General features: G+C 52.4%; 15 protein-coding genes. 6 read left to right on the top strand and 9 right to left on the bottom strand.

Going from position 1 to position 12,688, the window contains the following annotated elements:
• Positions 1-9 precede the first annotated feature (9 nt).
• The 3 genes from EVJ26_RS10120 to EVJ26_RS10110 all read right to left on the bottom strand — a co-directional run bounded on the left by EVJ26_RS10120 (position 10) and on the right by EVJ26_RS10110 (position 3,468).
• Positions 10-447: an NUDIX hydrolase gene (locus EVJ26_RS10120; RefSeq protein ID WP_201738358.1), complete on the bottom strand. Its 438-nt coding sequence runs from the start codon at positions 445-447 to the stop codon at positions 10-12.
• Positions 448-512: 65 nt separating this feature from the next.
• Positions 513-1,439, bottom strand: a complete 927-nt coding sequence (locus tag EVJ26_RS10115) for a carbohydrate kinase family protein (protein ID WP_131468012.1) — start codon at positions 1,437-1,439, stop codon at positions 513-515.
• Positions 1,440-1,557: 118 nt separating this feature from the next.
• Entirely contained in the window at positions 1,558-3,468 is a 1,911-nt protein-coding gene (locus EVJ26_RS10110; RefSeq protein ID WP_131470368.1) for a heavy metal translocating P-type ATPase, read from the bottom strand.
• Between the two features lie 199 nt (positions 3,469-3,667).
• Here EVJ26_RS10110 and EVJ26_RS10105 point away from each other — a divergent pair, with 199 nt between their 5' ends.
• The gene (locus tag EVJ26_RS10105) at positions 3,668-4,612 is read left to right on the top strand and encodes a DMT family transporter (protein ID WP_131456883.1); all 945 of its coding nucleotides are present in this window, start codon (positions 3,668-3,670) and stop codon (positions 4,610-4,612) included.
• Between the two features lie 134 nt (positions 4,613-4,746).
• The gene (locus EVJ26_RS10100) at positions 4,747-5,049 is read left to right on the top strand and encodes a hypothetical protein (RefSeq protein ID WP_016510464.1); all 303 of its coding nucleotides are present in this window, start codon (positions 4,747-4,749) and stop codon (positions 5,047-5,049) included.
• A 41-nt stretch (positions 5,050-5,090) separates the two neighbouring features.
• Here EVJ26_RS10100 and EVJ26_RS10095 read toward each other — a convergent pair whose 3' ends face one another.
• The 3 genes from EVJ26_RS10095 to yfkAB are packed head-to-tail and all read right to left on the bottom strand — an operon-like array spanning position 5,091 to position 7,626.
• Complete coding sequence (locus EVJ26_RS10095; protein WP_131456885.1) at positions 5,091-6,233, bottom strand: MFS transporter; 1,143 nt, start codon at positions 6,231-6,233, stop codon at positions 5,091-5,093.
• A gap of 38 nt (positions 6,234-6,271) precedes the next feature.
• Positions 6,272-6,466: a hypothetical protein gene (locus tag EVJ26_RS10090; protein WP_236635549.1), complete on the bottom strand. Its 195-nt coding sequence runs from the start codon at positions 6,464-6,466 to the stop codon at positions 6,272-6,274.
• 53 nt (positions 6,467-6,519) lie between these two features.
• Complete coding sequence (gene yfkAB / locus EVJ26_RS10085) at positions 6,520-7,626, bottom strand: radical SAM/CxCxxxxC motif protein YfkAB (protein WP_131470366.1); 1,107 nt, start codon at positions 7,624-7,626, stop codon at positions 6,520-6,522.
• An 85-nt stretch (positions 7,627-7,711) separates the two neighbouring features.
• Between yfkAB and EVJ26_RS10080 the strand changes: the two genes are divergently transcribed.
• The 3 genes from EVJ26_RS10080 (at position 7,712) to cdd (ending at position 9,796) form a co-directional block, all read left to right on the top strand.
• Positions 7,712-7,921, top strand: coding sequence for a hypothetical protein (locus EVJ26_RS10080; protein WP_016510454.1), 210 nt, complete (start codon positions 7,712-7,714; stop codon positions 7,919-7,921).
• Positions 7,918-9,294, top strand: coding sequence for a 23S rRNA (uracil(1939)-C(5))-methyltransferase RlmD (gene rlmD, locus EVJ26_RS10075; protein WP_131456889.1), 1,377 nt, complete (start codon positions 7,918-7,920; stop codon positions 9,292-9,294). Before EVJ26_RS10080 ends, rlmD begins: the two co-directional genes overlap by 4 nt.
• A 94-nt stretch (positions 9,295-9,388) precedes the next feature.
• Positions 9,389-9,796 (top strand): cytidine deaminase, encoded by a 408-nt coding sequence (cdd, locus tag EVJ26_RS10070; protein ID WP_016510463.1) that lies wholly within the window; start codon positions 9,389-9,391, stop codon positions 9,794-9,796.
• 32 nt (positions 9,797-9,828) lie between these two features.
• On the opposite strand, the gene EVJ26_RS10065 is transcribed toward cdd, so the two are convergent.
• The gene (locus EVJ26_RS10065) at positions 9,829-10,038 is read right to left on the bottom strand and encodes a hypothetical protein (protein ID WP_071399172.1); all 210 of its coding nucleotides are present in this window, start codon (positions 10,036-10,038) and stop codon (positions 9,829-9,831) included.
• A gap of 124 nt (positions 10,039-10,162) precedes the next feature.
• On the opposite strand from EVJ26_RS10065, the gene EVJ26_RS10060 reads away from it, so the two are divergent.
• On the top strand, positions 10,163-10,450 hold the full coding sequence (locus EVJ26_RS10060) for a hypothetical protein (RefSeq protein ID WP_131456891.1): 288 nt from the start codon (positions 10,163-10,165) through the stop codon (positions 10,448-10,450).
• Between the two features lie 25 nt (positions 10,451-10,475).
• On the opposite strand, the gene EVJ26_RS10055 is transcribed toward EVJ26_RS10060, so the two are convergent.
• Positions 10,476-11,864, bottom strand: coding sequence for a sensor histidine kinase (locus EVJ26_RS10055; protein ID WP_131456893.1), 1,389 nt, complete (start codon positions 11,862-11,864; stop codon positions 10,476-10,478).
• Positions 11,861-12,550, bottom strand: coding sequence for a response regulator transcription factor (locus EVJ26_RS10050; RefSeq protein WP_131469463.1), 690 nt, complete (start codon positions 12,548-12,550; stop codon positions 11,861-11,863). The genes EVJ26_RS10055 and EVJ26_RS10050 overlap by 4 nt, the downstream gene beginning before the upstream one ends.
• Positions 12,551-12,688 lie beyond the last annotated feature (138 nt).

Genomic DNA, 12,688 nt, shown 5'->3' with positions numbered 1-12,688 from the left:
CACATTGATTCAGTCTTCGGCTAACGTTTTGTCAAAGAATCGTTCTGGATTGGTGGTGAGCAGCTCGGCTAAAGAAGGGGGTCTGACTGGCAGGCGGCTCAATGCGCTCCGCTTCACCCAAATCGGTGTGTACGAGCCGTTCGTCTGTTCAGCTTGGAACTCTTCGCCTGTACCGGTGCCGAATTCGCCATTTGTGACGCGGGCCCAAAAATAAGGATTCAATTCACCGTTGAAAGCGACGTAGGCGGCGACTCCTTCAAGCTCGACGTGGACACCGAGTTCTTCATAAGCTTCACGGACGGCAGTTTCTTCAGCCGTATGGCCAAATTCGACACCGCCGCCAGGGAAGACGTAATAGAGTGCGTTTTCTTTTTCGCGTCGAATGAGCGCGACCTCATCGTGTTCGTTCGTGAGGATGATGGCGCTGCGTAATTTTGTTCTGACCAATGGGATCGTTCCTTTCGGTAGCTTATAGTGAACAAAACGCATCGACTCACCGTCGATGCGCTTTGTTAATCTGTCGTTGTTTGTTCTAACGATTCGTACATATCAGAAGTCAAACCGTTCTCATGAGAACCGATAACTTTTGCGGCGACGCGCATGCCGAGGCGGAGCGCGTCTTCAATCGAATGATGCTTCATCAATTCAGAGATGACGGCCGAGAAGAAAGAATCACCGGCGCCTGTTGAATCAGCGACTTTGACTTTTGTCGTCGGTACGTGTCCTTGCTCGTTCGTCCGGAGATCGACGTAGACGGCACCGAGCTCGCTCATCGTGACGATCGTGAGCGGCGCACCTTTCATCGCGAGCACTTCGGCGACGCGCAATGCGTCATCGACGGTGACGATTGACATATCAGACAGGATTTCGGCTTCTTCACGGCTACAGATGAAGCCGGTGAAGCCTTGAAGCAAGTGGCGATTTCGTTCTATGACGGACAAATGACCGCACACCCCGTAAAGCGGAAGCTTCATCTCGCGACAAAGTTCGATCGTCTCATTCAAGACGTTGACCGACAAATCGAGGTCGATGGCGACGGCTTCGCTTTCGGCGAACACCGTATCGATTCGGCGGAGGATACATTGTTCCATCATCGCTTCATCTGGTTGTTTCGAGATCGAGGTCTGGAGGTCGCCGTTATTGTCCATGACGGCGAGCCACATGCCCATTCCGTTATCCTCAAGCAGGTCGACGTGGTCGACGTTGACGTTTAAGTCGCGAAGCTCTTGAAGGACACCCATCCCGATTTGGTCGTTTGTGACGGTTGACACGAACCGGACGTCGTTACCGAGGACACCTAAGTTTTGCGCGACGTTACGGCCGGTTCCGCCGTTTGAGAACGCGATGTCCCCGACGTTTTTCGCATCTTTATGAAGCGGGGCGAACGATGTTCCTTTAATATCGACAAATACTTTGCCGATTACTGCAATCGTATTCATATGCTGTACCACCTTTAGCCAATCATCTATCTGTTATCGGTCTGTTAGACACATTATTCCCATTATAGCGAAATCGTCATTCGCTTTCAATGACGGTTTCAAACGCTGTCGAAATTTGTCAATCCCATGAAGAACTGAGCAAGCGCAGTCCGTTCAAAATGACGAGAATCGTTGACCCTTCATGACCGACGACGGCGAACGGCATGACGAGCAGCTCGAAGATGTTCGTCGCGATCAAAACGAGGATGACGCCGAGGGCGAACACGACGTTCTGCAAGACGATCCGGTTCAATTTACGGGATTGCTCGATCGCTGAACTCAAGCGGACGAGATCGTTTTTCATGAGGACGACGTCAGCCGTCTCGAGTGCGGCGTCGGTTCCTTCGCCCATGGCGATCCCGACGTCTGCTGTCGCGAGTGCCGGTGCGTCGTTGATGCCGTCTCCAATCATCCCGATCGTGCCGTACTCTTGTTTTAACAGCTTGATTTGTTCGACTTTCTCTTCCGGGAGGCATTCGGCGATGTAGCGGGTCAAGCCCGCCTCCGTCGCGATGGCGCGTGCGGTCGCTTCATTGTCGCCTGTGATCATGATCGTCGCGATCCCGAGATGGTTCAAGCGCTCGATCGCTTGTTTGGCTTCCGGGCGCAACGTGTCACGCAGTGCGAATGCACCGATCGTCTGTTCATCGTCACTGACGAAGACGAGTGTGTGTCCGGCGGCTTTTAACCGTTCGACATCTTCGCGGTAGAAGTCACCGCTCCGGTCGGCGAACTTTTGTTTACCGACCCGGTAGGAAGTGCCGTCAATCGTCGCTTCGATGCCTGAACCGGTAATGTCTTTAAAGTGGTCCATGTCTCCCGTATGTTTACCCGTGAACTTGACGAGCGCCTCGGCGAGCGGGTGCATCGAATGTTCTTCGATCAGACTGACGACGCGATAAACGTCTTCTGCTGCCATGTCAGGATGAACTAACGCCGTTTGGACGACCGGCTTACCGATTGTGAGTGTTCCGGTCTTATCGAAAGCAATCGCTTTGAGGCGTCCCATGTTTTCGATGTGGACACCGCCTTTGAACAAAATCCCGTGTTTAGCGGACGAGGCGATGGCGGCGAGCGCGGCCGGTGTGATCGCCGCGACGAGGGCGCACGGTGAGGCGACGACGAGCAGGATCATCCCGCGGTATATGCTCGTCTCGAGCGACCACGAAGTGAGGACGGGGCCGAGCAAGATGATGGCCGTGACCGAGATGAGCACGATCTGGACGTATCGTCCCTCATAGCGGTCGATGAACTGGGCCGACGGTGATTTTTCTTCTTGGGCTTGCTGCACCATCTGAATGATTTTTTGGAACAATGTCTCGGTGGCGAGTTTCGTCACGGATAACGTGAGCACCCCGTTCAAGTTAACACTTGAACCGAACACTTCGTCGCCGACGGTCCGATCGACCGGAATCGATTCCCCGGTGATGGCGGCTTCTTCGACGGAGGCGGTCCCGCTCAAAATGCGTCCGTCGACCGGGATGCGTTCACCCGGCCGGACGTAAATCCGGTCGCCGACTTTTAAGTCATCGATGTGGACGACTTCGAGACCGCCGGCTGCATCGAAACGGGTCGCTTGTTCCGGTTGGAGTTCCATTAACGATTCGAGCGCACGCTCGTTTTTGTTCAGCGTGTAAGTCTCGAGCGCGCCGGATAAGGCGAAGATGAAGATGAGGATCGCGCCCTCCATCCAATAGCCGATCGAGGCGGCGCCGATCGCCGCGATGATCATGAGTAGCTCGACGTTCAATGAACGGGTTTCCCACGTATCGGTCAGTCCTTCTTTGGCTTTGGCATAACCGCCGATCAAGAAGGCGCTCAAGTAGAGCGTGACGTATATCCAAGGGGTTCCGCCTTGTCTTTCTGTGAAATATGCGAGTACAATCAATACACCGCTGATGAGCGCCATGATGAGCTCGATATGTTCGAACCAGTTTGCCCGTTTGAAGACGTGGCTTTTTTCTTGTGCAGTAGTTGCGTGTACGTTCATAGTAGGCACCTCTCTCTAATTGAGAATATATATCATTTAAATGATAATGACTGAGGATGATTATCATTATCTTTTGTTGTTTTAAAGGGTTTTACATCCGTTTTCTTCATGTCTCTTATTTATAATGATTATCATGTGAGTCTATTTTATCATCATTCATAACAACTCACAAACTAAAAGATTAAGGAGATTTCGTGTCATGCAAAATATTTTTCAACGCTCTTGGAGCGTCACGCTGTTGGCGTTGTTCAACACGTTTTTATGGGGCAGTGCTTTCCCGTTCATTAAATTAAGTTATGAGGCGTTAGACATCGGAGCAGGCGAGTACGGCCAACAACTGTTCTTTGCCGGCGAACGGTTTTTACTGGCCGGTATTCTGTTGCTCGTGATCAGCCGGCTCGTCTTCAAGCGGCCGATCCGATTGAATGCGGAAAAATTGAAGGCATATGCACACTTAGGGGCGTTCTTGACGTTTTTGCAATATCTGTTCTTCTATATCGGATTGTCCATCTCGACCGGGGTGCAAGGGTCGATCATCGCCGGCTCGACATCGTTCTTTCAAATGGCACTCGCACATTTCCGCTATGAAGATGATCGGTTGAACCGGTTGAAAGGCATCGCGCTCACTCTCGGCTTCTCAGGGATCGTCATCGCGAACTGGCCGACAGCAAGCTCGGAAATCGGTTTTGGAATCGGTGAAATCCTCCTCATCTTGGCGATGGTGTCTGGCGCGTTCGGGAACCTGGTCGCGAAAGATTACTCGCGACATCATGACGTCGCCCCGATGACCGCTTGGGCGATGGTGATCGGTTCGCTCGGTCTGTTGATCGTCGGATTTATCCTTGACCCGGGAGGCGTATTCTTGCCTTACACGGTCAAGACGCTATTGTTCCTGTTATACCTCGCATTGTTATCAGCGGTCGGTTTCACGTTGTGGAACACGCTCATGAAGCACAACCCGGTGAGCCGGGTGTCGCTCTATATGTTCTTTGTTCCCTTGTTCGGTGTCCTATTATCGAGTTTACTGCTCGGTGAGACGATTCCTTGGAACGCGCTCGTCGGGTTGCTATTCGTCATCGCCGGCATCTACTTGTCAACGTATTTTCAAGGTCGTCGTCGGCCGGGCGGCTCTGTTGCGAAATGAGTTCGAGGTACAGTTGACGGAAGTTTATTTTCATGACAAAATATATTAAAAATTCTGAAAATTTTTCAGTTATGAATCGGTCTTCGTTGTAAAGACTTGCGTACGACAAGTTAACAGAAGGGAGGGTTTGTGCCATGACGAGAAATTTGATTGTCCGAAACATCCTCGTGTCGCGCCAGCCGCGAGACGAGTACGTCAAGTACGTGATGAAGTGCGTGAGTCGCGGATTGAAAGAACATCACGACCAAGTCGATGTGCGCGCCGTCAGGCAAGGCGATGACATCCAGACGAAGTGGCAAATCAACGATCGTGTCATCGAGGTGACGCTCAAGTCCGACGTATTGGCATCGCTCGATACGGAGCCGTTCGCTCTCGATGAGGTGTTCATCCGGGCATTCGAACGAAACGATGTCAGAGTCGGGCCGCCAAACGAATGACAAACGAAAAGGATGAATCTCCGCGGAGACTCATCCTTTACTTATGCTTCGATCGGTTTGGCTTTTGACGTGAACAGGCTGATCGACAGGATGCCGAGGATCAAGGCGTACATGAGGAAATATACTTCTTTAGGCAACGCGACCCAAAACGCACCGATCATCGGACCGCTGATCGACCCGACACTGAACGAGATGCTGTACAGCATGTTGCCGGTCGGTAAGAGTGAGCGGGGCAACACTTCCGTCATATGGGCGAGGCCGAGCGAATAAGTGGAACCGAGTCCGGCACCGGCCAAGGCAAACAAAACGAGCAACCACAAATAGTTGTCGACGGCGAGGTTCGCGAGTGCGAACAAGAGCGTACCGAGCGTCAAGACAATTTGAAGGACGCGTTTCTTCCCGAAGTGATCGGCGAGCCGTCCGAGCGGCAACTGGACGATGATGGACGCGACGATGAACGTCGTGATGAGCGTGCTCGTCTGTGCGAGCCCGATGTCGTTACGGACGGTGAAGATCGGCAAGTTCGCATTCAGGCTCGCTTCAAGAAAGCCGTATGTAAAAGCCGGGAGCAGCGTGTACCCGGCGCCGATCAAGACGAGGCGGATGCGTCCGGTCGAATCCGTCTTCACTTTCTCCGCTTCGGGGTACTCGTTGTCGACCTTGAAGATAAGGAAGAGTGATCCGAGACAGAAGAAGATCAAGATGAGGAACGGGAGCCAAAAGTGAATATCGACGAGCGGGGCGATCAACGGACCGACCGCGAACCCGAGACTGAACGACATCCCGTAATACGCCATCGCCCGGCCAAGACTCCGTTTTTCACTCACGGACGTGACCCACACTTGCGAGCCGTAGTGAAGCGCTGAGTCCCCGAATCCGATGACGAAGCGCATGACGGCCCACATGAGCAGTGACGGCCAGAGCGGTAAAAAGAACGTGGCGAGCGCCGTCAACACGATGCCGAGCACGATTGTCGGGCGGAATCCGTATTTGCGAACGAACCGTTCGAGTAGCGGCGCCGAGACGATGATGCCCAAATAGAGCATCGTCGCGTTCAGTCCGTTCAGCCAGGCCGGGTTGCCGTCACGTTCGATTAATGTGGATAGTAAAGGGATGAGCGCCCCTTGAATCAAGCCCGAAATAAAAACGACGAGCAATAAGATCGAAAAACGAAACCGTTCCATAGTTCACCTCATATACAAAAATAAAAAGCTGAGAGGTCTCAGCTTTTTGGTTCATCAATCGGTTGAGGAGTATGATTTATTTGCAGTAACTCATCGTCCCAACTGCCTTGACTGAATACTTCATCATGGTCTACTTTGTCCGAAACGAATGCGGCTGTCAATAAGATGCTGAGCACGCCTCCGAAAATGATGATTCCCATGATGGTAATGATGAACACATAGATCGCTGTCATCATCGAACACCTCGATTCGTTTTATATACTGAATATTTCCCTAATCGAAATAATTAAAACGAGTGAGCGACACGTTGTCTAAAGTCGACCGTCGGATAGTACGCTTGTTTGACGAGTGCGTTCGGTCCGAGGCATTTGACGGCGGGACAATGGCACGACAGTGTGGCGTTCAACGCGCTGTTCGTCCATTGATCGTACGCGTCTTGGAACGACGTATCGTACAATGTGCCGAGTGTGCCGAGTTCGTCGCCGAAGTCGGTGACGATGATCTGACCGTCAAAAATGTTCGTGTTCAACCGGGAGCGTCCGTCCGGATCGTTGCGGACCGTCACGTTTTTTGCGGTCGAGAGTCGCCGCAGTAAGGCGCGGTCGGCTTCTGAGTCCGAGCAGGCGTAAAACGGCAACGTTCCAAACAGCATCCAGACGTTCTCGTCCCGAATGTCGAGTACGTCATGGATAGCTTGACGGATCTCGTCGAGAGAGGCCGACTCGAGCGCGCTAGCGAAGTCTGCGGGGTACATTGGATGCAATTCGTGGCGTTGACAACCGAGCGAGACGATTTCCTCGTGAATCTCTTTTAAATGGGGGATCGTCCGCTTGTTGATCATCGTCTCGGCCGATACGATGACCCCTTCGGCCGTGAGGGCTCGGGCATTGTCCTTCATCGTCTGAAGCATCTTGAGCCGAGCGGATTCGCTCGGCTTGCGGTCCATCATCGCGAAACCGCCCTCTAAGAAATCGTCGTCCGTTCCCCAATTATGAGAAATGTGCAAAACGTCGAGGTAAGGGGTAATAAGATGATAGCGAGATAGCGGCAACGTCAAGTTCGAGTTAATCTGTGTGCGGGCACCGCGCTCCTTAGCGTAGCGTAGAAGCGGGACGACATAGTTTCGAACTGACTTCATCGACAGCATCGGCTCACCGCCCGTGATCGAGAACGCGCGCAAGTGCTCGATCTCGTCGAGGCGCGAGATCAACAGCTCGAGCGGGACCTCGGGTTCTTCCGTTTGATCGAGCATATAGCCGACCGCACAATGCTCGCAGCGCATATTGCATAGTTTCGTCGTCGTCACTTCGACGTTCGAGAGGACGAGTCGACCGAACTCGGTTTGATCGAGATACGCTTCCCACGGATCGAACGTCGTCGAGATGTTTTGCATGTGGATTCCACCTTTTTGTCAAGTTACACGAAATAGTATGCTATAATAACAACTCTTTGTCACTAAGCGAAGGAGCGATCATGAGATGGGTAAATCACGAACAGATACGGCAGGAAAAATGAACGTGTTAAAATCGAGAACGGAGTTACTGTGCTTATCAGTCAACACGTTAGACGAATTCACGACGCCAGAGGATTTGCATCGATTGTTAGCTGATATTGATTCCTTACGTGCGAAAGTCGTACGTTACGCCAAAGATTTAGAACAAGTATCTCGAAAGGATGAAACACATTGAAATTGATCGTAGGAGAACGTGCAAGCACGAAAGCAGAACGGTTAGGCATTAACGGGGAGGGCATCGCGATGATCAATCGGATGGTCATCTTTATCCCGAACCTGTTACCAGGGGAACGAGCCGACATTGAAATCACGCGCATCGAACGAAACTATGCCGAGGCGCGGGTCACGAAGCGACACAACGACTCGCCGGACCGGGTCAAACCGCCGTGTCCGATTTATGACGAATGTGGCGGTTGCCAGATTCAACATATGAGTTCACGTCTGCAAATGGACTATAAAGAAGACATCGTCCGCAACGCGTTCCGTCAGAAGACGAAGTTGAACGTCGATAAGTCCGATATCCGTCCGACGAAAGGGATGGAGAACCCTTGGTACTATCGCAATAAGTCCCAATTCCCGTTGTCAGTCCAACGCGGCGAAATCGTCTCAGGCCTCTACAAGCCGAACTCGAACGACCTCGTGCCGATCGAGCACTGCATGGTGCAACAACGTGATACGACGAACGTCAACAACGCCATCGTCCGTATTTTGAACGAGCTCGACATCCCGGTCTATGACGCGAGACGTGACGTCGGTTTTGCCCGGACGATCGTCGTCCGTTCAGGTTACAAGACGAACGACGTTCAAGTCGTTCTCGTCGTCGGGAGTGAGGACGTACCGAACTTGGATACGCTCAGCGACCGCATCATGGAATTGCCGAACGTCGTCTCGTTCCATATCAACATCAACTCGAACCGGTCGGGCGTCATCTTCGGTTACCGAACGGTCCACATCGCCGGTCAAGACAAGATGGACGAGCAGCTAGACGATGTGCATTACCACTTGTCGCCACGTGCTTTCTTCCAACTAAATCCGGCCCAAACCGAAGTCATGTACCGTGAAGTCGTCGAGGCAGCTGGTCTGACTGGTGAAGAACGCGTCATCGATGCGTACGCCGGTGTCGGTTCAATCGGACTTTGGCTCGCACCGCACGCGAAAGAGATTCGCGGGATGGAAGTCGTGCCTGAAGCGGTTGAAGACGCGAACGCCCATATGCGCGAGAACGGCTACAGTCATGCGACATACGTCGAGGGGCGCGCTGAACATTGGATTCCACGCTGGGTGAAAGACGGTTGGATTCCTGACGTGATCGTCGTCGATCCACCGCGGACCGGTGTGGACCACCAGCTCCTAAACGCGATGATTTCTTCGAAAGCGAAACGGATCGTCTACGTATCATGTAACCCGCAGACGCTCGTGCGCGACGCGGATCAGCTCATGAAAGCTGATTATAAGATCAACTACGTCCAACCGTACGATATGTTCCCGCAAACGGCTCACGTCGAATCGATTGTCGTCTTCGAGAAAAAGAAGAAGAAAAAATATTGACGGGACCGTGAAAACGCTTGTCAAGAAAACGTTTTCACGTTATAGTTCAGATGTCAGACTTCTTTTTTAAATTCAAGAAGCGGAGGAACATTCAATGATTCCACATGAAAAAGTTCAAGAGCTCGTTCATAAGGCGATTGACGCGCGGTCGCGCGCATATACACCTTACTCGAAGTTCAACGTCGGTGCCGTCGTCATCGATGAGACGGGTAAGGAAATCTTAGGTTGTAACGTCGAGAACGCGTCGTACGGTTTGTCGATGTGTGCGGAACGGACTGCCATCTTCAAGGCGGTGTCGGAAGGCAGCAAGTCGATCGACACGGTCGTCGTCGTCGGAGACACGGAAGGCCCGATCTCGCCATGCGGCGCTTGTCGTCAAGTCATCGCCGAGTTTGCGAGTGACGACTTCACGTTGATCTTGGCCAACATGGCCGGTGAGACGAAAGTGATGACAAAAGAAGAGATGCTGCCATACGGCTTCTCGCCAAAAGACTTAACATGAAAATAAGGATGCGGACAACTTTGTCCGCATCCTTATTTGTTGCCGTCATATTTTTTCTCGCTGACCGAGTCGTCTTTTGAGTGGCGCTTTCGTTTCTCGTCTTTCACTTTTTGATTTAGCTCTTCGACCGGGATCGGGTCGACCGTCTCCATGCCTTCTTGGTCAAAGATGCTCTCTTTGTCCGTATCGACGGCGTCCGGATTATCGAACGGTCGTTTTGACGGTTGTTCATGCTTCTTCATCTCCATCGCCTCCTTCTTTGAGTGTTATTCCACTTCCTGATTTTGTGTAAACGCTTTAGAAAAGTGTTTCAAGTTTCGGGAACAGTGGAATTATCTGTGCATAGTGACTAAGGAGGGGTATTGGATGGATAAGAAAGTATTGATGGGGATCGTGCTCGGTGTGGCTGGTGCTGCACTCGTCGCGCCGAAAGTCGCGGCGCTGTTGACGCAAGACCGCAAGGATAACATGTGGAGCAAGATGGACAAGATGGAGAGTGTCGATTCCGATAAAGACGAGGCGGAAGCAGGGCTGACACAACTCGATTCGAACAACCGGGCCGAGTGGCAAGCGAACGGGTTCCCGCAGACACACGCCGAACGCGATCGGCTCATGAACGAATCAGATGATGCCTATAAAGGCAAAGATATTTAAAAAGAGGCAGCCGCGGCTGCCTCTTTTATATGTCTTCATCGTCTGGCAAGAGCGGCAAAGCAAGCGACACGGTCGTGCCGCTGCCGACTTCGGACGTGAAATGCATCGAGCCGCCATGGCGTTCCATGATGTGCTTGGCGATGGCGAGCCCGAGTCCGGTACCGCCGTCTTCACGCGTCCGCGATTTGTTGACGCGGTAAAAACGTTTCGTCAATTGATCGAGATCTTCTTTCGGGATGCCCCGGCCTTCATCGCGAATCTCGGTGATGGCATAGTTCTCTTCCGCGAACGTCCTCACATGGATCGACTTGCCGGCATCCGTATAACGAAGGGCGTTATCAAGTAAGTTTCCGACGACTTGCTCGAGGCGATCGTGATCCCCGAGAATGATGAGGTCAAAGTCGAGATCCGCTTTGATGGTGACGCCTTTCGCGCGCGCGATCGGTTCAAACCGGTATAACACGTCTTCGAGCACTTGTGAGTACACGACCGGTTCTTTCGTCATCGGATACGAATCGCGTTCGAGCTGGGCGAGGTCGAGCAGGTCGTTGACGAGTCGTTGCAACCGCTCCGTCTCGTTCTCGATGATGTCGTAATACTGGGCTTGCGTCTTCTCGTCGAGCGTCGGGTCTTGCAGCATCTCGGTATACCCGCGAATGTAAGATAGCGGGGTCCGGAGCTCATGGCTGACGTTCGCCAAAAATTCTTTGCGCTGCTCCTCGACGAGTCCGAGCGACTCGGCCATCCGGTTGAGCGTCTCGGCCAAGTCACCGATCTCGTCATCGGAATCGATCGGGATGCGGTGCGTGAAGTCACCTTTGGCATACACTTGGGAAGCGCGCTTCATTTGGATGAGCGGTTGAATGATCGTGTCGATGATTTGCGTCCCGAAAATGAGCAAGTTGACAATCATCAAGATGAGCAAGAACGTGATCATCAGCCGGATCGGCTGGAACGGCTCACTGATTTTACTCAGCTCCATATAGAGGATGAGGGCATTATCGAGTTCGCCGTCACGGATGAGCGGGAACGCCGACATGAGAATGTCGACATCCTCGGTCGGGTGCTTGCGCGTGACCGAGATGGCGTACCCGTCTTGCAAACGAGCGAGATCTTGTTCGCGTAAAAACGTCTTCCCGGAGCCGAGACTATCTTCCCGTACGGACGAGAGGAACACTTTCGTTTCGGTCAGTTCGTTCGTGTACGTCATGCTGTCGGCGAACGCGTCGGAGAAGCCGTCCGCCTTATAGATGGTGACGAGTTTCTCTCCGCGGTTGATCAGCAGTTCTTCTTGCGTCTGAATGTAAAACTTGTCGTACAAGTAAAACGTCATGATGATGAACACGAACGCAGAGAAGAGGCTGGCCGTCCAGATGGTGATCCAAATCCGCTTCCGGATCGTGTATTGCTTCATACGTTCGCCTCGAACTTGTAGCCGATCCCCCAGACGGTCTGGATGTAGCCACCGGCTTCGCCGAGCTTGAGACGGAGCGTCTTAATGTGCGTGTCGACCGTCCGGAGATTGCCGTGGTATTCGGTACCCCAAATCTGGTCGAGGAGCTGTTCCCGAGAGAACACTTTGTCTTCGTTCGTGATGAACAAGTAGAGGAGATCGAACTCCTTGCGTGTCAAGTTGACAGTTTTGCCTTTCACGCTGACGGCGCGGCCTTCGATATCGATCGATAAGACACCGGCGTCGAACGTGGCTTCTTGCTCTTTTGAGAAGTTGTGCGTGCGCCGGAGTGTCGCTTCGATTCGGGCGAGCAGTTCGCGCGGGCTGAACGGTTTTGTGATGTAGTCGTCCGCGCCGATCTTCAATCCGTGAATCCGGTCGAGTTCTTCAGACCGGGCCGTCAGCATGATGATCGGGACGTTCGAAAACTCACGGATGCGCATGCAGGCGGTCAGACCGTCGAGCTCGGGCATCATGACGTCGAGCAAGACGAGGTGGAACGACTTTTCTTTTAACAAGTCGATCGCCTCAAGGCCGTTCGTGGCGGTGACCGTCTCATAGCCTTCTTTTGCTAAATTGGAAACGAGCAAATCTCGCATCTGCTCCTCATCGTCGGTTACTAAGATTCGAAATACTGGTTCTATCATCTGGCATTCTCCTTTACAAACCGGTTAACGAAGGATGTGATAATTCCCTCATACTTCTATCATACCTATCTCTTCGAATTAGAACAGAATTATTCATTCTCGTAAAGTTGTCCTCAACAAATCCACACAAAAACGCCA

This window comes from Exiguobacterium sp. SH3S1 (assembly GCF_004337105.1).
Taxonomy (GTDB): Bacteria; Bacillota; Bacilli; order Exiguobacteriales; family Exiguobacteriaceae; genus Exiguobacterium; species Exiguobacterium aurantiacum_A.
This window is presented reverse-complemented; position numbering and strand designations above follow the sequence as displayed.

Excerpts from the sequence above, each read along its gene's own strand:
- EVJ26_RS10115 (WP_131468012.1), bottom strand. The coding sequence starts at position 1,439 with ATGAATACGATTGCAGTAATCGGCAAAGTATTTGTCGATATTAAAGGA.
- EVJ26_RS10110 (WP_131470368.1), bottom strand. The coding sequence starts at position 3,468 with ATGAACGTACACGCAACTACTGCACAAGAAAAAAGCCACGTCTTCAAA.
- EVJ26_RS10105 (WP_131456883.1), top strand. The coding sequence starts at position 3,668 with ATGCAAAATATTTTTCAACGCTCTTGGAGCGTCACGCTGTTGGCGTTG.
- EVJ26_RS10100 (WP_016510464.1), top strand. The coding sequence starts at position 4,747 with ATGACGAGAAATTTGATTGTCCGAAACATCCTCGTGTCGCGCCAGCCG.
- EVJ26_RS10095 (WP_131456885.1), bottom strand. The coding sequence starts at position 6,233 with ATGGAACGGTTTCGTTTTTCGATCTTATTGCTCGTCGTTTTTATTTCG.
- EVJ26_RS10090 (WP_236635549.1), bottom strand. The coding sequence starts at position 6,466 with ATGACAGCGATCTATGTGTTCATCATTACCATCATGGGAATCATCATT.
- yfkAB (WP_131470366.1), bottom strand. The coding sequence starts at position 7,626 with ATGCAAAACATCTCGACGACGTTCGATCCGTGGGAAGCGTATCTCGAT.
- EVJ26_RS10080 (WP_016510454.1), top strand. The coding sequence starts at position 7,712 with ATGGGTAAATCACGAACAGATACGGCAGGAAAAATGAACGTGTTAAAA.
- cdd (WP_016510463.1), top strand. The coding sequence starts at position 9,389 with ATGATTCCACATGAAAAAGTTCAAGAGCTCGTTCATAAGGCGATTGAC.
- EVJ26_RS10065 (WP_071399172.1), bottom strand. The coding sequence starts at position 10,038 with ATGAAGAAGCATGAACAACCGTCAAAACGACCGTTCGATAATCCGGAC.
- EVJ26_RS10060 (WP_131456891.1), top strand. The coding sequence starts at position 10,163 with ATGGATAAGAAAGTATTGATGGGGATCGTGCTCGGTGTGGCTGGTGCT.
- EVJ26_RS10055 (WP_131456893.1), bottom strand. The coding sequence starts at position 11,864 with ATGAAGCAATACACGATCCGGAAGCGGATTTGGATCACCATCTGGACG.
- EVJ26_RS10050 (WP_131469463.1), bottom strand. The coding sequence starts at position 12,550 with ATGATAGAACCAGTATTTCGAATCTTAGTAACCGACGATGAGGAGCAG.